Source organism: Aeromicrobium chenweiae (assembly GCF_003065605.1).
In the GTDB taxonomy this organism is placed as follows: domain Bacteria; phylum Actinomycetota; class Actinomycetes; order Propionibacteriales; family Nocardioidaceae; genus Aeromicrobium; species Aeromicrobium chenweiae.
Genome location: NZ_CP026952.1, coordinates 1,101,652 through 1,119,751, shown reverse-complemented (window position 1 = coordinate 1,119,751; position 18,100 = coordinate 1,101,652). Strand labels below are relative to the sequence as shown.

Sequence of the window (18,100 nt, the reverse complement as noted above, 5' to 3'; positions counted from 1 at the left end):
GAACGTTCTAGACGAGCGACGATAGAGTGCGGGGAGCCGCGGGGTCAACTGCCCCGGGCCAACCACAGGGACCGGAGGGCAGTGCGTGTCAAAGCAGCCACCTCGACGTCCCTCGGGCGCCCGGCCGACCCTCGCGGACGTCGCGCGCGAGGCCGGGGTCTCCACCGCCCTGGTGTCGATCGTGATGCGCGGCGTGCCGGGTGCGAGCCAGGCGACCCGCCAGCGGGTCCGGCAGGTCGCGGACGACATGGGCTACGTCCGCGACGAGCGGGCCCGCAAGCTTCGCCAGTCCAGCTCCCGGCTGATCGGGGTGACCTTCGACCTGCAGCAGCCCTTCCACGGCGATCTCGTGGAGCACCTGTACACCGCCGCGGCCGCCCGGGGGTACGACCTCGCGATCAGCGCGGTGGCACCCTCCCGCGGGGAGGACGTCGCGATCCAGGCGCTCCTGCGGGAGCGGTGCGAGGTCGCGGTGCTGCTCGGCTCGATGCTCGACGACGACGCGGTGCGCCGGGTCTCGGCCGCGGTGCCGGTGCTGCTGGTCGCCCGCGACGGGGAGCCCGCCGGCGTCTCGTCGGTGCGCGGCGACGACGTCGAGGGCGTCGGCCTGGCCGTGGACCACCTCGTCGGGCTCGGTCACCGCCGGATCGCGCACGTGGACGGTGGCACCGCACCCGGCGCGACGGACCGCCGGGCCGGGTTCCTCTCCGCGGTGCGTCGCCACGGCGTCGCGGACACCGCAGAGGTCGTCGCGGGCGGCCTCACCGAGCGGGACGGCAGCCGCGCGATGAGCGAGCTGCTGGGCTCCCCCACGCCACCGACCGCGGTCGTGGCGTTCAACGACCGCTGCGCGGCGGGCGTGCTCGACCACCTCGTGCGCGCACGCGTCGACGTGCCGGGGACCGTGTCGGTCACGGGCTACGACGACTCGCGCCTGGCCACGTCACCGCACGCCCAGATGACGACGGTGTCGCAGAGCCCCCAGGAGATGGCCGAGAGCGCCGTCTCCGGCGCCCTCGACCTCGTGGACGGCGCACCGCCGCACCAGATCGTCCTGGCCCCTCACCTCATCGCTCGCGAGACCACCGCCCCGCCGCCGGCCGCGCCTCAGGCGTAGAGGGCGGGGCGCTCGCGGAGCGTGACCGGCTCCCGGGCACCCGACGACAGCGACAGGACGCCCGCCTCGGCCACCGCGTTGGCGACGTAGCCGTCCCACGCGCTCGGTCCCGTCGTGCTGCCGGTGAGGGCCTCTCCGGCCCACGTCGACAGCTCGATCCGGTAGGCGTCCGCGAAGTGGGCGACGAAGTCGTCACGCACCGGCACGCCGTCGACCCCGGCGACCCGGGTGCTGACCGGCGCGGACGGCGACAGCGCGGCGGTGCCCTTCGAGCCGACGACCTCGCACCGCACGTCGTAGCCGTAGCCGGCGTTGACGAACACCTCGGCGCTGATCATGGCCCCGCCGCGCATCCAGATCGTCGCGAGCTGCGGGTCGCGGAAGCCCTCCACGATCGGCGACTCGACCCGGATCGACGCGACCTCGTCGTCGAGCAGCCACGCCACGGTGTCGAGCTCGTGGATCATCGACCCGGTGATGAGCCCGGCGTCGTCGGTGCTGGTGCTGCTGGAGGCGTTGCGGTGGATCGCGTGCACGAGCCGCACGTCGCCGACCACCCCGTCGGTGATGGTGCGGCGCAGGGCGACGAAACCAGGGTCGAAGCGACGCATGAAGCCGACCTGCAGCAGCCGCTGCCCACCGGCGGCCTCGGCCTCGACGAGGCCGTACGCCTCGTCGGCCGTCACGGCCAGCGGCTTCTCGCACAGCACCTGCTTGCCGGCGGCGAGGCAGATCCGGACCAGCTCGGCGTGCGTGCGGTCCGGTGAGGCGATGATGACCGCGTCGACGCCGGACGACTCGATCAGCTCCTCGGCCGATCCGACCACGTCCGCGCCGACCGGCGCGGCGGCCGCGTACGCGGTGTCGCGGTTGAAGTCGTAGACCGCCGAGACCCGCGCGGACGGCACGCTCGAGGCGATGGTCCTGATGTGGTCGGCGCCCATCGCACCCGCACCGATGACACCCACGCGCAAGCTCACAGCGACACCCACGTCAAGAAGAAGCAACCGTACGAGGGCGCCGCTGTGACAACGCCGCCATGGTTCGCTCGCTGGCGCTCGCTCACAGCGTCACCCACTTTCTTTCGTCGGAGGACAGGATCATGGCATCGACGACCTTCGCCGCCGCCAGGGCGTCGTGGATCGTCGCGCCGACCGGCTTGCCCGTGGCGATCGACTCCACGAGACGCCGGGCCTCCACGACCTTGAGGTCGTCGAACCCGATCGGGTTGTTGGTGCCGGGCTGGAACGCGCTGAGCTCGCCGTCGCCCGGGCCGGCGTACTCGGTGGCGTAGAAGCCGTTCAGGTAGTCCTGGTCGGCGCAGACGCGCAGCTCGTTCATGCGGCGGAAGTCCCACGCGACCGCGCCCCGCGTGCCGTGCACCTCGAAGCCGTACGTGTTCTGCTCCCCCACCGCGGTGCGGCTGGACTCCAGGATCCCGCGCGACCCGTCGGCGAGGCGCAGCAGCGCGTTGACGTAGTCCTCGTTCTCGACGTCGCCGAGCTCGCCGGCGCCCTTCTCGTAGTGCATCGCACCCGCGACGGCCGCGCGCCGCTGCGGGATGAACGTCGCACGGTCGACCACGAGCTCCGCGATCGGCGCGACCACGTGCTGCACGAGGTCGGCCGCGTGGCTGACCAGGTCGCCGAGCACCCCGGTGCCGGAGAACTCGTTCTGGAAGCGCCACGACAGGGCGGCGTCCGGATCGGCCGAGTAGTCGGCGAGGAAGCGCACCGTCGTGTGCTCCACCGTCCCGATGCGGCCGGATGCCACGATCTCGCGGGCCCGCTCGACGGCGGGCACGTTGCGGTAGTTGAAGCCGGTCGCCGCCTGCACGCCGGCAGCCTCGACCGCCGCGACGATCTCGGCGGTCTCGGCCGAGCTGCGGCCGGCAGGCTTCTCGACCCACAGGTGCTTGCCGGCCTGCGCCGCCGCGACCGCGACGTCGCGGTGGATGAAGTTCGGACCGGTCACGCAGACCAGGTCGACCTCGTCGTGCGCGACCAGCTCACGCCAGTCGGTCAGCAGGTGCTCGAAGCCGTACGCCGCGGCGGCGCGCTGGGTGCGGTCGTCCGGTGCGTTGTCCGCGACCGCCACGAGGCGCGGTCGCAGGGGCGCGTCGGGGTAGTGCTGGAGCAGACGGGACAGGGCACGGGCGTGCACCTGGCCCATCCACCCGAATCCGACGACGCCGACGCGAAGGTCACGCGTCACTGGACCTCCGCCTTCATCTCCTGCGCGAGCGGCGAGTCGGCACCGAGCGTCGACTCCAGCTCGTGCGCGAGCGACTCCAGCTCGGCACCGCCGGCCATCATCGACGTCAGCTCGTCGAGCGTCATCTCCGACTTCGGGAAGTCGCCCATGCTCTTGCCGCGGCGCAGCAGCATGAAGCGGTCACCGACCGGGTAGGCGTGGTGCGGGTTGTGCGTGATGAACACGACGCCCAGGCCGCGATCGCGCGCCTTGGCGATGTAGCGCAGCACCACGCCGGACTGCTTCACGCCGAGGGCGGCGGTCGGCTCGTCCAGGATCAGCACCCGGGCACCGAAGTACACCGCACGGGCGATCGCGACGCACTGGCGCTCACCGCCGGACAGCGTGCCGATCGGCTGGTCGACGTCCCGCAGGTCGATGCCCATGGCCGCGAGCTCGGACTTGGAGATCCGCTTCATCTCGTCCACGTCGAGCTTGCGGAACGGGCCGGCGCCCTTGGTGATCTCGCTGCCGAGGAAGAAGTTCCGCCACACCGGCATGAGCGGGACCACCGCGAGGTCCTGGTAGACCGTCGCGATCCCGAGCTCGAGCGCCGCCCGGGGGCTGGACAGCGTCGTCGGCTCCCCGTCGATCAGGAGCTCGCCGTCGGTGTGCTCGTGCGCCCCCGCGAGGATCTTGATGAACGTGGACTTGCCCGCGCCGTTGTCGCCCAGGACGCACGTCACCTCCCCTGCACGGACCGACGTCGAGACGTCGCTGAGCGCGATGATGTTGCCGTAGCGCTTGCCGATGTCCTTGACCTCGATCACGACGGTCCCGGGCGCCGCCGGCACGGCCGCCGTCGTGACGGGCTTGGTTGCTGTCTTCCTGCTCATCGTGCCAACTCCGCTCGCTTGCGAACCCATTCGTTGAGGAGCACCGCCACCAGCAGCATCACGCCGAGGAAGGTGAACAGCCAGTCGTTCTCCCAGCCGCTGTAGACGATGCCCGAGTTGACCATGCTGTAGATCAGGGCGCCGAACGCGGCACCGATCGCCGAGCCGTAACCGCCGGTCATGAGGCAGCCGCCGACGACGGCGCAGATGATGTAGATGAACTCCTGACCGACACCCGTGCCGGCCTGGACCGTCGAGGTGCGGAAGACCAGGAGCATGCCGACCAGCCAGCCGGCGCCCGCGGTCGTCATGAAGAGGCCGACCTTGGTCTTGAAGACCGGGACGCCGACCTGACGTGCCGAGGTCTGGGCGCCACCGACGGCGAAGATCCAGTTGCCGACGCGCGTGCGCAGCAGGACCCAGGTGGCCAGCGCGGTGACGCCGATCCACCAGAACACCGAGATCCGCAGCTGTCCGCCGGCGGCCGAGCCGTTGATGTCGATCGCGTCGCCGAAGATGGCCTTGGCCTGGTCGTAGAACGGCACGTTGCTGAGCCCCTGGATCGCGACCTGGCCGATCAAGGCCTTCGTGCCGGCGAGGTTGACCCCCTGGAGCACGAAGAACGTCCCCAGCGTGACGATGAAGCTGGGCAGCCCGGTGCGCATGACCAGGATGCCGTTGACCATGCCGATCAGCAGGGCGATCGCGAGCGAGACGAAGATCGCGGCCCAGACGTTCAGCCCGTACTCCGTCGTCAGGATGCCGACGACCAGTCCGGTCGTGCCCGTGATCGCGCCGGCGGAGAGGTCGAACTCGCCGCCGATCATCAGCAGGGCCACGGCGACCGCCATGATGCCGATCGTCGAGGCGCCCGAGAGCCAGGTCGCAGCTCCCTGGGACCGGGCGAACGTGTCGGTCGTGACGGCGAAGAACGCGAAGATGACGATGGCCGCAGCGAGGGCGCCGATCTCCGGACGTTTCATGAGTTTCGTGAGGGTCGAGGTGCGTGCGATGCGCTCGTCGACCGCGGTGGCTGTCGCCATGATCTGCTCCAATTTCCTGGACCGCCTGGCCCTTGGGGCCCGGACGCGCCGGGCCCCAGGGGTCAGGTCAGCGGGTTCCGTTCGCGGCGAACTTCAGGACCGCGTCGGCGTTTTCCTTCGTGATGAAGGCGGGGCCGGAGTTGACCGGCTGGCCGCCGCCGACGTCGTTGCCGTTGATGTCCTTCAGGTACAGCGTCGTGACACCCAGGAAGCCCTGGACGTACGGCTGCTGGTCGACGGCGAACTCGATCTTGCCGTCCTGGATGTTCTTGATGACGTCCTCGGACAGGTCGAAGGTGGCGACCTTCGCCGAGCTGCCCGACTCCTCGATCGAACCGACCGCGTCGATCGCGTACTGGCCACCCAGCGTCAGGACGGTGTCGATGCTCTTGTCCGTCTGCAGCTTCGAGGTGATCGTCGCCTGGACGGCGCTGTCGTCGGTGCCGTCGACCTGCAGGTTGGAGATCTTGCCGCCGAACGTCTCGGCGACCGCCTTGCAGCGCTCCTCCAGACCGACGTTGCCGGCCTCCTGGATGACGCAGATGGCGTTCTTGGCACCGTCGGCCTTGAGGCGCTCGCCCACGGCCTCGCCGGCGATGGTCTCGGTCTGGCCGATGTGGGTGATCGCGCCGAACTCCTTGAAGCGGTCGACACCGGAGTTGATCGTGACGACCGGGACACCCGCGGCGACGGCCTTCTTGATGGCCTCCTCGAGTCCGTCCGGGTTGGCCATCGACACGACGATGCCGTCGTACTTGTCGGCGACCGCGCTGTCGATGAGCTGCGACTGCTGCGCCGGATCGGGGTCGGCGCTGTACTTGATCGCGACGCCGTAGTCGTCGCCCGCCTTCTCGGCGCCTGACTTCACCCGGTCCCAGAACGCGTCTCCCGGTCCGCTGTGCGTGATCACGGCGTACTTCAGGTCCTTGGCGTTGTCCTTGGTCGCGTCATCGTCCTTGCCGGTGCCGCTGCAGGCTGCGAGCAGCGATCCGACGACCACGAGGGCGCCGGCGAGCTTCAGCACCCTCTTCTTCGATGTCACTGTCTTCATCGGTGTGTTCCTTCTCTTCTCCATGAGACCCGGCGTCATTGAGCCGTCGGGAAGTTCAGCTGGGCGAGCGATTCCTCACTGACGTGCGGCCACCTGGTGGTGACCACCTTCGCCTGTGTATAGAACCTCACACCTTCGGGACCGTGGATGTGGTGGTCCCCGAAGAGTGAGTCCTTCCATCCTCCGAAGGAGTGGAAGGCCATGGGGACCGGGACCGGCACGTTGATGCCGATCATGCCCACATGGACCTTCCGCTGGAAGGTTCGTGCCACCTCACCCGAGGAAGTGAACACTGCCGTGCCGTTGCCGTACGGGTTCGAGTTGATGAGCTCGAGCGCGGCATCCAGCGTCGGAACCCTGAGCACGGTGAGCACAGGTCCGAAGATCTCGTCGGTGTAGACCGACATGTCGGTGGTGACACCGTCGAGCAGCGAGGGGCCCACGAAGAAGCCCTCCTCGAACTCGTCGACCACCAGGTCGCGGCCGTCGACGACGACCGTCGCGCCGTCCGCCTCGCCCTGGCCGATGTAGTCCACGATCCGGTCGCGGGAGGCCGCCGTCACGACGGGCCCCATCTCGGCGTCCGGGTCGGTGCCGACCGACACCTTCAGGTCGAGGCTGCGCTCGCGGATCTTGTCGACCAGCGCATCGGCCACCGGGCCGACCGCGACGACGGCGGAGATCGCCATGCACCGCTGGCCGGCCGAGCCGTAGCCGGCCGCGACGATGTGGTCCGCGGCGAAGTCGAGATCGGCGTCGGGCATCACGACGGCGTGGTTCTTCGCGCCGCCGAGGGCCTGGACCCGCTTGCCGGTGCGCGAGGCGTTCTCGTGGACGTACCGGGCGATCGGCGTGGAGCCGACGAACGAGACGCCCGCGATCTCCGGGTGCTCGAGGATCGCGTCGACCGCGACCTTGTCACCGTGCACGACGTTGAACACGCCGTCGGGCAGCCCGGCCTCGGTGTAGAGGCGGGCGACCAGGTCGGACGCGCCGGGCACGCGCTCGGACGGCTTGAGGATGAACGTGTTGCCGGTCGCGATCGCGACCGGGTGCATCCACAGCGGCACCATGATCGGGAAGTTGAACGGCGTGATGCCCGCGACGACGCCGATCGGCTGCCGGAAGGTGTGCGAGTCGATGTTGCCGGAGACCTGGTCGCTGTAGTCGCCCTTGAGCAGCTGCGGGATGCCGCACGCGAACTCCACGACCTCTCGGCCACGGACGACCTCGCCCTTCGCGTCGTCGAGCGTCTTGCCGTGCTCGGACGAGATGATCGCCGCGAGCTCGTCCTCGTGCTCGACCAGGAGCTGGCGGAACGCGAACATGACCCGCGAGCGAGCGGTCACGGACGTCTCGCTCCACGTCTCGAACGCGGTCCTGGCGACCTGGACGGCGGCGTCGACGTCGCCCGCGGTCGCGAGCCGCACCTGCGACTTCGCGACGCCGCGGGCGGGGTCGTACACGTCGCCGAAGCGGTCGCTCTCCCCCTCGAAGCTCTGCCCACCGATGTAGTGGTTGTACTGCGTCATGCTCGGTCCTCCGTCTCGGGTGCCGGCGTCAGGTACGGGCGCTGGCGGGTCTTGTGGTCGTCGTACGCCCGGCGGGCCTCACGGGTCGAGTCCAGCACCGACACCTCGGCGACCGGGACGTCCCACCACGCGGGGCTGTCCGGGGCCGGCACCAGCGGGTCCGTCTCGACGTGGATGACGGTCGTGCGGGTCGACTCCTTGGCCTTGTGCACCGCGGCGCGGAAGTCCTCGATGCCGGACACCGACAGCACGTCGGCGCCGAGGCTCGCGGCGTTCGCCGCGAGGTCGACCGGCAGCTTGTCGCCGTCGAGGCCGGTGCTGGTGCGGTAGCGGTAGGCGGTGCCGAAGCGCTGCGAGCCGAGTGACTGCGACAGCGCGCCGATCGAGGCGTAGCCATGGTTCTGCACCAGCACCACGATCACCTTCACCCCTTCGGCCACGGCGGTGACCAGCTCGGTGTTCATCATGAGGTACGAACCGTCCCCAACCATGACGAACACGTCGCGCGGGTCGTCCGTGTCGAGCGCGGCCATCTTGACGCCCAGACCTCCGGCGATCTCATATCCCATGCAGGAGAAGCCGTACTCCACGTGATATCCCTTGCGGTCGCGGGTGCGCCACAGCTTGTGGAGGTCGCCGGGCATCGAGCCGGCCGCGCACACGACCACGTCGCGCGGGTCGGACAGCTCGTTGACCGCGCCGATGACCTGCGACTGGATCGCCAGGCCGTCCGCGACCTCCGGAGCGCCCGTCCCGTCGTACGCGCGCTGCACGATCGCGTCCCACTCCGCCGCGAGGCCGGTGGCCCGTGCGGTGTGGGCGGGGTCGGCGGTCCAGCCCTCGAGGGCCGCGGTCAGTGCCGTCAGGCCCTCGCGGGCGTCCGCGACGAGGCCCACCGCGGAGTGCTTGTGCGTGTCGAACGCGGACACGTTCAGGTTCACGAACGTGACGCCCTCGCCCTGGAACACCGTGCGCGAGGCCGTGGTGAAGTCGCTGTAGCGCGTGCCGACGCCGATGACGACGTCCGCCTCCTCCGCGATCGCGTTGGCCGCGGTGGTGCCGGTCGAGCCGATCGCGCCGACGGACTGCGGGTGGTCGTACGGCAGTGCGCCCTTGCCCGCCTGCGACTCGCCCACCGGGATGCCGGTCGCCTCCGCGAACTCGCGCAGCGCGTCGTTGGCCTGCGAGTACGTGACACCGCCACCGGCGACCACGAGCGGCTTGCGGGCCGACCGGATCGCGGCGACCGCGCGGGCGAGCGCGGCCGGCTCCGGCACGGGACGGGCGACGTGCCAGACGCGCTTGGCGAACAGCTCGTCGGGGAAGTCGTACGACTCGGCCTGCACGTCCTGCGGCAGGGCCAGGGTGACCGCGCCGGTCTCGGCCGGGCTGGTCAGGATGCGGGTCGCGTGCAGCAGCGCGGACGCCAGCTGCTCGGGCCGGTCGACCCGGTCGAAGTACACCGAGACGGGCCGGAACACGTCGTTGACCGAGATGTCGCCCTGCTGGACGTCCTCGAGCTCCTGCAGCACCGGGCTGGCGACGCGGGTCGCGAACGTGTCGCCGGGCAGCAGCAGCACCGGCAGGCGGTTGATCGTGGCCAGGGCGGCACCGGTGACCATGTTGGTCGCGCCGGGACCCACCGAGGCGGTGACCGCCATCGCGGCGAGCCGGTCCCGCTGGCGGGCGTACGCCACCGCGGCGTGCACCATGGCCTGCTCGTTGCGGCCGTGGAAGAAGCGCAGGTGCGAGGGATCGCCGGACTGCTCTCGCTCGAGCAGCGCCTGGCCGACGCCGGCGACGTTGCCGTGGCCGAAGATGCCCCAGCACCCGGCGAAGAACAGCTGCTCGACGCCGTCGCGCTCCACGTACTGGGCCTCGAGGAAGCGGACGGTCGCCTGGGCGACGGTCAAGGTGGTCATCGGTGCCCTTCCTTCCCGAACGGGAGCCGCGGGTCGACGGACTGGTCGGCCCAGGTGTCACGGACCCAGGCGTGCGCCGGGTCGTCGCAGATCAGCCAGGCACGTTCCTCGCCGGGACCGGCCATGACGTTGAGGTAGTACAGGTCGTAGCCGGGCGCGGCCATCGACGGGCCGTGCCAGCCGTGCGGGATGAGCACCGCGTCGCCGCTGCGCACCTCCGCGGAGACGTCGATGTCGGCGTTCTCGTGGCCGTAGACGCGCTGGAACCCGATGCCGGGACCGGCCGGTCCGTCGGCCACCTCGAAGTAGTAGATCTCCTCCAGCCGGGTCTCGCCGTCGCGCTCCTCGTCGTGCTTGTGCGGCGGGTAGGACGACCAGTTGCCGCCGGGGGTGAGCACCTCGCACGCGATGAGGCGGTCGGCCTCGAGCACGCCCGGGACGCCGAAGTTGTTGACCTGGCGGCTGGACTGCCCGGCGCCGCGCATCTCGACCGGCACGTCGGCCTTCGGCAGGTACGCCGGCGCGAGGCGCTGGCGGCAGCGGGCCGAGGCCAGCGCGAAGCGTCCGCCGTCGACGCTGGAGACGGTGAGCCGGGCGTCCCGCGGCGCGTACACGACGTCGCTCGGGCCGGCGAAGACGCTCGTGCGTCCCAGCAGGGTGAAGGCCTCGTCGTCGACCGTCACGTCGGCCGATCCGTCGAGCGCGAGCACCATGTGCTCGGCGTCGCCGGTCAGCAGCTCCTCGGACTGGCCGGGCGCCAGCACCAGCACCCGTAGGCCGCTGTGGTCCCAGCCTGCGGACTTCGGGGTGATCTCGAGGGCGTACGGCCCGGAGGCCGTCTCGCCCGCTCGCAGCACCGGGTTCATGCGGTCATCATCTCCACGGTCGCGTCCACGGCTTCCTCGATGTTGCCTCCGGGCGGGAACAGCAGGGAGCGGCCGACGACCATGCCGCGGACGGCCGGGCTCGCGAGCGCCTTGGACCAGGTCGCGAACTGGGCGTCCTGGTCGCTGGAGACCTCCCCGCCCAGCAGGACCACGGGCAGGGTGGACGCGGCGAGCACCGCCTCCATGTCGTCGACGACCGGGAGCTTGAGCCAGGTGTACGCCGAGGTGGTCGCGAGACCCGCAGCGACGGTCGCCGAACGGATGACCGCCTCGGTCGTCAGGTCGTTGCGCATGCGGCCGGAGGCGTCGCGCCCGGAGATGAACGGCTCGACCATCGCCATGACGCGGTGCTCGGCGAGCTCGCCGACCGCCTGCGCGCACGCCTGCATGGTCGCGGGGGTCGCGGGGTCGTTCGGGTCGATGCGGAACAGCATCTTGCCTCCCTGATAGCCCGCCGAGGCGATGGACGCCGCGTCGTACCCGGTGAAGCGGTCGTCGATCTCGAACGCCGTGCCGGCCAGGCCGCCGCGGTTCATCGAGCCGATCACGACCTTGCCGTCCAGGGCCCCCAGGAGCAGCAGGTCCTCGATGACGTCGGCCGTGCCGAGGACGCCGTCGACGCCCGGGCGGTCGAGGGCCCGGACCATGCGGCTCAGGAGCTCGGGACGGTCGCCCATCGCAAGGGCGTCGTCGCCGGCGCGGAGCGCGCCGCGGGCCGGGTGGTCGGCCGCGACCAGCAGGAGCCGGCCGGTGCTGCCGACGAGCCCAGTGGGCTGCGTGCGGGCGGCGGCGAGCTCGGCGACGCGCTCGGGGTGCTCGGCACGGATCGTGACGAGTCCGGCGATGTCCTGGGCGGTGACGGTGGTCATCAGACCCTCCCTCGGGCGAGAACGCGCTCGACCTGGTCGACGGTGGGCATCGCGTCGGCGCACGACAGCTGACCGGCGACGTACGCGCCGGCGGCGTTGGAGAACGAGAGCGTGCGGGTGAGGTCCCAGCCGCTGAGCAGCCCGTGGACGAGCGAGCCGCCGAACGCGTCGCCGGCGCCGAGGCCGTTGACCACGTCGACCGCCACGGGCGGGACGACGACCGACTCGTCGCCGCGGACCCCGAGCACGCCGGCCGGCCCCTGCTTGACGATCGCGAGCTCGACGCCCGTGGCCCGCAGGGCCTTCGCGGCGGCCTGCGGATCGGTCTCGCCGACGGCGACCTCGCACTCCTCCTTGTTGCCGACCGCCACGGTGACGTGCGGCAGCGCCGCCTGCACCTGGGCGGTGGCCGAGGCAGCGGAGTCCCAGAACATGGGGCGGTAGTCGAGGTCGAGCACGGTGATGCCATTCTTCCCGCGCGCCTCCAGCGCGGCGAGGGTGGCCTCCCTGCTGGGCTCCTGCGACAGCCCGGTGCCGGTCACCCAGAACACGTCAGCGGCACGGATCGCGTCGAAGTCGAGCTCATCGACGGAGATCTCCAGGTCGGGGGCCTTCGGCTCGCGGTAGAAGTACAGCGGGAAGTCGTCCGGCGGGAAGATCTCGCAGAACACGACCGGTGTGGGCAGCCCGGCGACCGGCGTGACGTACTGGTCGTCGACGCCGAACTTGACCAGCTCGGCGTGGATGAAGCGGCCGAACGGGTCCTCCCCGGTGCGGGTCACGACCGCGGACCGGTGTCCGAGACGTGCGGCGGCGACGGCGACGTTGGTCGCGCTGCCGCCGAGGAACTTGCCGAACGACGTGACGTCCTCGAGGTGCACGCCGACCTGCTCGGGGTAGATGTCGACGCCGACCCGCCCCATCGCGATGAGCTCGTGAGCGGTCACGCCAGCGCTGCCTTCACGAAGTCGAGGCTGGCGCGGACGTCCGCCACGGGTCCCTCGCCCGCGGGCGCCCCGTTCTTGAACATGACGTCCTGCTCCAGGACGTACCAGCCGTCGTAGCCGTGCGTGCGCAAGGCGGCGATCATCGCGCTGATGTCGACGTCCCCCTGGCCGAGGACCCGCCACATGCCGCCCGCGACGGCGTCCGCGAACGAGACCTCGCCGGCGACCACGCGGGCCGCGGTGGCGGAGTCGACGTCCTTGAGGTGCACGTGCTTGACGCGGGGAAGGTTCGCGAGCGTGATCGCGACCGGGTCGGCGCCCGCCGCCGCGAGGTGTCCGGTGTCGATGCACAGACCGATGTGCGAGCCGTCGAGGACGCGCTGGACCTCGTCGGCGTCCTCGACCACCGTGCCGATGTGCGGGTGGATCGCTGCGACGACCCCGCGCTCGGTGGCGTGGTCGGCGATGCGGTCGAGGTTGGTCAGCAGCGTCTTCCACTGCAGCTCGTCCAGGACGGGGCGGGCGTCGTAGCCCTCGACCCCGGTCGCGGCGGCGAGCACGACGACGCCGGCGCCGGCGGCCAGGCACGCGTCGATGAACGGGTCGACGTCGCTCATCGGGTCGTGGTCGGGGTCGTGCAGGACGGTGGGCAGGAAGCCGCCGACCGCGTGCATGCCGTAGGCGTCCAGGAAGGCCGCCTTCGCCTCGGGGTCCTCGGGCAGGAAGCCGTCGGGGCCGAACTCGGTCGCGGCCAGGCCGAGGGACTGCATCTCGGTCAGCACCCGCTCAGCGGGCATCTGGTAGCCCCAGTCGGGCACCTCGCACACGCCCCACGAGATCGGCGCACCGGCGATGCGGACGGGGGTCAGGCCCTGGGGGTCAAGGGTCGTCGACACGTGTTCCTCGGATTTCTATTTGTCGTGACAAAGTCGGTAGGAGGAGTGTGTCCCACGGCACACAAGGCTGTCAAGCATTTGTCCTGACATATTGACATGTCCTGCGATGCCGATACATTGTGCGCATGCCCGGGCCCCGCTTCACCCTTGATCGTTCCAGCCCCGTCCCCCTCTACTTCCAGGTGGCCGAGCAGTTCGAGAAGGCGATCCTCGACGGGACGATCGCGCCGGGTGAGCGCATCGACAACGAGATCTCCCTCGCGGCCGACCTGGGGCTCTCCCGCCCGACGATGCGGCAGGCGATCCAGGTGCTGGTCGACAAGGGCATGCTGGTCCGCAAGCGCGGTGTCGGCACCCAGGTCGTCCACGGCAAGATCCGCCGCTCCGTCGAGCTCACCAGTCTGCACGACGACCTCAGCGCCGCGGGCCAGAAGCCCCGCACCGAGGTCATCGCGATCGGCAAGGTCCCCGCGGACGAGGACGTCGCCAGGGAGCTGCAGCTGAGCAAGGGCGCCGACGTGTGGTCGCTCGAGCGGCTGCGCTTCGTCGACAAGGAGCCCCTGGCGCTCATGCACAACTACATCCCGCTCGACGTCGTCGACCTCGAGGCGGTCGATCTCGCCGAGACCGGCCTGTACGCGTACCTGCGCGACTCGGGCATCGTCATGCGGGTCGCCCGGCAGCGCATCGGCGCCCGCGGGGCGTCGGTCGAGGAGGGACGGCTGCTGCGCGAGCGCAAGGGCGCTCCCCTGCTGACGATGCAGCGCACGGCGTACGACAACGCGGGACGCGCCGTCGAGTACGGCCGCCACGCGTACCGTCCCGACCTCTACGCCTTCGAGCTCACCCTCGTCGACCGCTGACGGGAGACTCCCGTCCCCCGACGGGAGAGTTCCGTCCCCTGACGGGAGAGTTCCGTCCACTGACGGGAGAGTTCCGTCCCCCGATGGGAGTACTCAACTCTCCCCTCGGCGGACCGGAGTCTCCCCTCGGCGGACCGGAGTCTCCCCTCAGCGCTCGAGGTCTGACCGGAGGGTCTCCAGCGTCCGGTGCATGCCGGCGAGCAGCTCGGTGTCGTGACGGTCGGCTCCACCCAGCAGGAACCGCGCGGTGAGCCGCACGACCAGGCTGGGGTCGACCAGGGCCGAGCGTCGCTCCGTGACCTCGGTCCCGCCGTCCGTCGGCTCCAGCTCGTACGACCACTCGACGTCGGTCGGCATCACCCGGAACGCCAGCGCGCCGCGTCCGTAGTCCTGGACCGGGTCCTTCCAGCGGGTGATCCGGCTCCACGTCGGCCACACGACAGCACCCCGGCGGTTGAGGTTGACCGCCCGGCGACCGACCCCGGGGCGACCCAGCAGCCAGGTGCGGATCACCTCGGGGCTGCGGTCCTTCATCGCGCGCAGGTCCGACAGCGCGGCCCACACCGCTGACGGCGGCGCGGCGATGACGATGGACGCCTCGAGCGGCGGCTGGCCCATCAGGCGGCCTCGGCGGCTGCCTTGACCTGCTCCAGGGTGTGGCGGATGCCGTCCTTGAGGTCCGACTCGAACTGCTCGGTGCCGCCCAGTATCTTGTCCGTCGCGAAGTTCGACACCGCCGCGACGCCGCGCGGCGTGGTGCGGGACTCGGTCAGCCGGGTGCCGGTGGCGGTGGGCTCCAGCTCGTACGTCCAGATCGTGCGGTTCTCGAGGATCTGGAACGCGAGCCGGCGCTCGGGCTCGAACGCGACGACCTTGGCGTTCGTGGGCCAGCGCTTCCAGCCCTGGCGGTTGATGTTGAACGTCCGCGTCCCCAGTCCGACCTGCTTGCCCAGGATGAACATCCGGCGGCACTGCGGGCTGCGCTCCCCCATCGTCCGAAGGTCGGACACGACGGCCCACACGGTGGCCGGGCTGGCGTCGATGTCGATCGAGCCGTCGATCAGCTGCTGGTTGGGCATGGAGCTCCTCGAGAGTTGGTTTCGCCCGAGCCTACCGAGGTGGCGACAGCGTGTCAGGCGCGACGCGGCGCCGGCAGCGCCTTGGGGCTGCGCGTCCGTGCGTTGAGCCAGCCCACGAGCCAGTCCCCGACCTGGGGGTGGTGGAGCAGCGCGAAGTGGTGCGCACTCGCGAGGTACTCGAACCGGGCGCCGTCGACGACGGGACCGGCGCGGCCGACGCCCGTCGCGGACGAGAAGTGCACCAGCAGGTCGCCCAGCACCGAGCTGAGCGGATGCCCCTGGGAGGCACCGAGGGTGGCCGCGACGAAGTGGTACTCCGCGTGCGGCAGCGGGGCCGCCGCGATGCGGTCCAGGCCCCACTGGCCCGTCAGGTCCTGGCCCTCCCACTCGTCACGCGTGATGTAGCCGTGTCGCAGGTCCACGATGCCGGCCGATCGGTGCTCGAGGATCTTGCTGAAGGGCGCCGACTCGGGCCAGAACGTGAGCAGCCGCGAGCCCAGGTGGGCGGCCTTCTCCAGGTTCGCCCCGGTGTGCGGGGTGCCGAGGCACACGACGTCGCGCACCAGGTGCTGCCACGTCTGGCCCGCGGCCGTCGCGTGGTTGGTCGCCGCGCGCGCCACCAGGCCGCCCATCGAGTACCCGACGAGCGTGATGCGGGTGACCGCGACCGGCCAGTTCTCGACGACCTGCTGGATCAGCGTGTCGAGGTGCTGGCCGTTCTCGGAGATGTGCAGCCCGGTGTTGTAGCGGATCAGGACCGGGGTGCCGTCGGTCTCGGCGGCGACGCGCTCGGGGTAGGTCGTGCCGTGCGCCTTGGCGCCGTTGGACCACGACTCGTCGTTCTCGCACAGGCCGTGGACGAAGATCACGGGGTGGCTGGTCGCGCCGGGGAACGCCTCACCGAGCTGCCAGGACGTCGTCGGGACGTCCTCGCCGTCGACCCGGGCCGCCATCGTGATGGCCTGCGGGTCGCCCAGCGTGCGCAGCTCGTCGCCGATCAGGCCGTTGACGGCCGCGACGACGAGGCGGCCGCGCCGGCTCGACTCGATCGGGCGGCCGACGCCGCGTGCGGCCAGCGCGCGCACGGACCCGCTGGACACGCGCAGGGTGCCGGAGATGGCGCCGTAGACCGACGTCACGACCGCGTCGTTCAGTGACTCCGGGACGCGTCCCCCGACCACGCGGGTGGCCCGGAAGAAGCGTGCGGAGACGGCCCGGTGCAGGTCGCGCGCCGTCCCGACGATCAGGCGGTCGCCGTAGTCGAGGGCCAGCGCGGCGACGTCCGTCGTCCGGGCGGGTTCGGCAGGCATGCCCCCATCCTGCCGGAGACCGGCAGGATGGGGAACGCCGTGAGCCGAGGCGTCGGTCACGCCTCCGACGGAGTCTCCTCAGCGTCGTCCTCGGTGTCCTCGGCGAACGTGCCGTCGGCACGCAGCTTCGACAGCTCGATCACGTTGCCGGACTTGTCGGTGACCTTGGCTGACTCCACCAGGGACGCCAGCGCCTTGCCGCGCAGCACCTCGCTGACCATCTCGGGCACGTGGTTGTGCTCCATGATGTGCTGGATGTACGAGTTCGGGTCCTCGCCGGACTGCTGCGCGCGACGCATGATGTGCTGCGACAGCTCGCTGTCGTCGATGCCGAACTCCTCGTTCGCGACGACCTGGTCGAGCACGAACTGCGCCACGAGCGAGTCGCGGACGCGCTTCTCGAGCTCGGCCTCGAACTCGTCGACGGTCTGCTTCTCGTCGTCGAGGTACTGCTCGAACGGCACGCCGGCCATCGCGAGCTGCTGCTCGATCTGCTGACGGCGGCTGCCGATCTCCTCGGTGACGAGGCTCTCGGGCAGCGGCGCGTCGATCTTGCTGACGATCTCGTCCAGCACCAGGTCGCGGGCCTCGTTGGCCTGCTCCATGCGCTTGCCGCGGGTCACGCGGTCGGTGAGGTCGGCCTTGAGCTCCTCGATCGTGTCGAACTCCGACGCGGTCTGGGCGAACTCCTCGTCGAGCTCGGGGAGCTGCTGCTCCTTGACGTCCTTGACCGTGACCGTGACGTCGACGTCCTGACCGGCGAGTTCGCCGCCGACCAGCTGGGTCGTGAACGTCTTGGACTCGCCGGCGGACAGGCCGATGACGGCCTCGTCGAGGCCCTCGAGCATCGTGGCCTTGCCGACCGAGTAGGGCATGCCGGCGGCCTGGGCCTCCGGGATCTCCTCGCCGTTCTGCGCAGCGGAGAGGTCGATCGTCAGGAAGTCGCCCTCGGCGACGGGACGGTCGACCTCGGCGAAGGTCGCGAAGCGCTCACGCAGGGCGGTGAGCTGCTCGTCGATGTCCTCGTCGGTGACCGCGGCGTCCTCGACCGTGACCTCGATCGCGGAGACGTCGGGGATCTCCAGCTCGGGGCGGACGTCGAGCTCGGCGGTGACCTCGATGGTCTCGCCGTCCTCGAACTTCGACAGGTCGATCTCCGGCTGGCTCAGCGGCTGGACGTTGGTGTCCTGCAGGGCCTGGCTGTACCAGCCGGGCAGCGCCGAGTTCAGGGCCTCGTCGAGGACTGCGCCGCGTCCGATGCGCTGGTCGACGATCGCCGCGGGGACCTTGCCCTTGCGGAAGCCGGGGATGGTGATCTGCGAGCCGATGGTCTTGTACGCGGCGTCAAGACTGGGCTTGAACTCCTCGAACGGCACCTCGATGGTGAGCTTGACCCGTGTCGGGCTCAGTGTCTCGGTGGTGCTTTTCACGTGTTTGACTCCTGCATGATCTCGGTGGGGGGTCGACTGACCCGCTGCGGCCGTGGACGGCCGTC

At 70.7% G+C, this 18,100-nt stretch carries 17 protein-coding genes; 2 read left to right on the top strand and 15 right to left on the bottom strand.

Annotated features, from left to right (window positions below; all coding sequences use genetic code 11):
• Positions 1-85 precede the first annotated feature (85 nt).
• On the top strand, positions 86-1,117 hold the full coding sequence (locus C3E78_RS05415) for a LacI family DNA-binding transcriptional regulator (RefSeq protein ID WP_199906938.1): 1,032 nt from the start codon (positions 86-88) through the stop codon (positions 1,115-1,117).
• Here the strand turns inward: C3E78_RS05415 and C3E78_RS05410 are convergent.
• The 11 genes from C3E78_RS05410 to C3E78_RS05360 form a co-directional block, all read right to left on the bottom strand.
• On the bottom strand, positions 1,108-2,097 hold the full coding sequence (locus C3E78_RS05410) for a Gfo/Idh/MocA family oxidoreductase (RefSeq protein ID WP_135804846.1): 990 nt from the start codon (positions 2,095-2,097) through the stop codon (positions 1,108-1,110). The genes C3E78_RS05415 and C3E78_RS05410 overlap by 10 nt on opposite strands.
• A gap of 82 nt (positions 2,098-2,179) precedes the next feature.
• Complete coding sequence (locus tag C3E78_RS05405) at positions 2,180-3,331, bottom strand: Gfo/Idh/MocA family protein (RefSeq protein ID WP_108577337.1); 1,152 nt, start codon at positions 3,329-3,331, stop codon at positions 2,180-2,182.
• The gene (locus C3E78_RS05400) at positions 3,328-4,206 is read right to left on the bottom strand and encodes an ATP-binding cassette domain-containing protein (protein WP_108577336.1); all 879 of its coding nucleotides are present in this window, start codon (positions 4,204-4,206) and stop codon (positions 3,328-3,330) included. The genes C3E78_RS05405 and C3E78_RS05400 overlap by 4 nt, the downstream gene beginning before the upstream one ends.
• Positions 4,203-5,249, bottom strand: a complete 1,047-nt coding sequence (locus tag C3E78_RS05395; protein WP_108580765.1) for an ABC transporter permease — start codon at positions 5,247-5,249, stop codon at positions 4,203-4,205. The genes C3E78_RS05400 and C3E78_RS05395 overlap by 4 nt, the downstream gene beginning before the upstream one ends.
• 67 nt (positions 5,250-5,316) lie before the next feature.
• Positions 5,317-6,300 carry a sugar ABC transporter substrate-binding protein gene (locus C3E78_RS05390; protein WP_108577335.1) on the bottom strand — a complete coding sequence of 328 codons (984 nt, stop codon included), beginning with the start codon at positions 6,298-6,300 and terminating at the stop codon, positions 5,317-5,319.
• Positions 6,301-6,335: 35 nt separating this feature from the next.
• A complete protein-coding gene (locus C3E78_RS05385) occupies positions 6,336-7,832 on the bottom strand; it encodes a CoA-acylating methylmalonate-semialdehyde dehydrogenase (RefSeq protein ID WP_108577334.1) in 1,497 nt (498 codons plus the stop codon).
• Positions 7,829-9,754, bottom strand: coding sequence for a 3D-(3,5/4)-trihydroxycyclohexane-1,2-dione acylhydrolase (decyclizing) (iolD, locus tag C3E78_RS05380; RefSeq protein WP_108577333.1), 1,926 nt, complete (start codon positions 9,752-9,754; stop codon positions 7,829-7,831). The genes C3E78_RS05385 and iolD overlap by 4 nt, the downstream gene beginning before the upstream one ends.
• Positions 9,751-10,620, bottom strand: a complete 870-nt coding sequence (iolB, locus tag C3E78_RS05375) for a 5-deoxy-glucuronate isomerase (RefSeq protein WP_108577332.1) — start codon at positions 10,618-10,620, stop codon at positions 9,751-9,753. Before iolB ends, iolD begins: the two co-directional genes overlap by 4 nt.
• Positions 10,617-11,510, bottom strand: a complete 894-nt coding sequence (locus C3E78_RS05370) for a Cgl0159 family (beta/alpha)8-fold protein (RefSeq protein WP_108577331.1) — start codon at positions 11,508-11,510, stop codon at positions 10,617-10,619. Before C3E78_RS05370 ends, iolB begins: the two co-directional genes overlap by 4 nt.
• A complete protein-coding gene (iolC, locus tag C3E78_RS05365) occupies positions 11,510-12,433 on the bottom strand; it encodes a 5-dehydro-2-deoxygluconokinase (RefSeq protein WP_108580763.1) in 924 nt (307 codons plus the stop codon). The genes C3E78_RS05370 and iolC overlap by 1 nt, the downstream gene beginning before the upstream one ends.
• A 20-nt stretch (positions 12,434-12,453) precedes the next feature.
• Positions 12,454-13,353 carry a sugar phosphate isomerase/epimerase family protein gene (locus C3E78_RS05360; protein ID WP_235833686.1) on the bottom strand — a complete coding sequence of 300 codons (900 nt, stop codon included), beginning with the start codon at positions 13,351-13,353 and terminating at the stop codon, positions 12,454-12,456.
• Between the two features lie 125 nt (positions 13,354-13,478).
• Between C3E78_RS05360 and C3E78_RS05355 the strand changes: the two genes are divergently transcribed.
• Complete coding sequence (locus C3E78_RS05355; RefSeq protein ID WP_108577330.1) at positions 13,479-14,216, top strand: GntR family transcriptional regulator; 738 nt, start codon at positions 13,479-13,481, stop codon at positions 14,214-14,216.
• A 147-nt stretch (positions 14,217-14,363) separates the two neighbouring features.
• On the opposite strand, the gene C3E78_RS05350 is transcribed toward C3E78_RS05355, so the two are convergent.
• From C3E78_RS05350 to tig, 4 genes are read right to left on the bottom strand one after another with little or no spacing between them, the layout of a single operon-like run.
• Positions 14,364-14,834, bottom strand: coding sequence for an SRPBCC family protein (locus C3E78_RS05350; RefSeq protein WP_108577329.1), 471 nt, complete (start codon positions 14,832-14,834; stop codon positions 14,364-14,366).
• On the bottom strand, positions 14,834-15,295 hold the full coding sequence (locus tag C3E78_RS05345) for an SRPBCC family protein (protein WP_108577328.1): 462 nt from the start codon (positions 15,293-15,295) through the stop codon (positions 14,834-14,836). Before C3E78_RS05345 ends, C3E78_RS05350 begins: the two co-directional genes overlap by 1 nt.
• Before the next feature lie 53 nt (positions 15,296-15,348).
• A complete protein-coding gene (locus tag C3E78_RS05340) occupies positions 15,349-16,605 on the bottom strand; it encodes an esterase/lipase family protein (protein WP_108577327.1) in 1,257 nt (418 codons plus the stop codon).
• A gap of 56 nt (positions 16,606-16,661) precedes the next feature.
• The gene (gene tig / locus C3E78_RS05335; protein WP_108577326.1) at positions 16,662-18,035 is read right to left on the bottom strand and encodes a trigger factor; all 1,374 of its coding nucleotides are present in this window, start codon (positions 18,033-18,035) and stop codon (positions 16,662-16,664) included.
• Positions 18,036-18,100 lie beyond the last annotated feature (65 nt).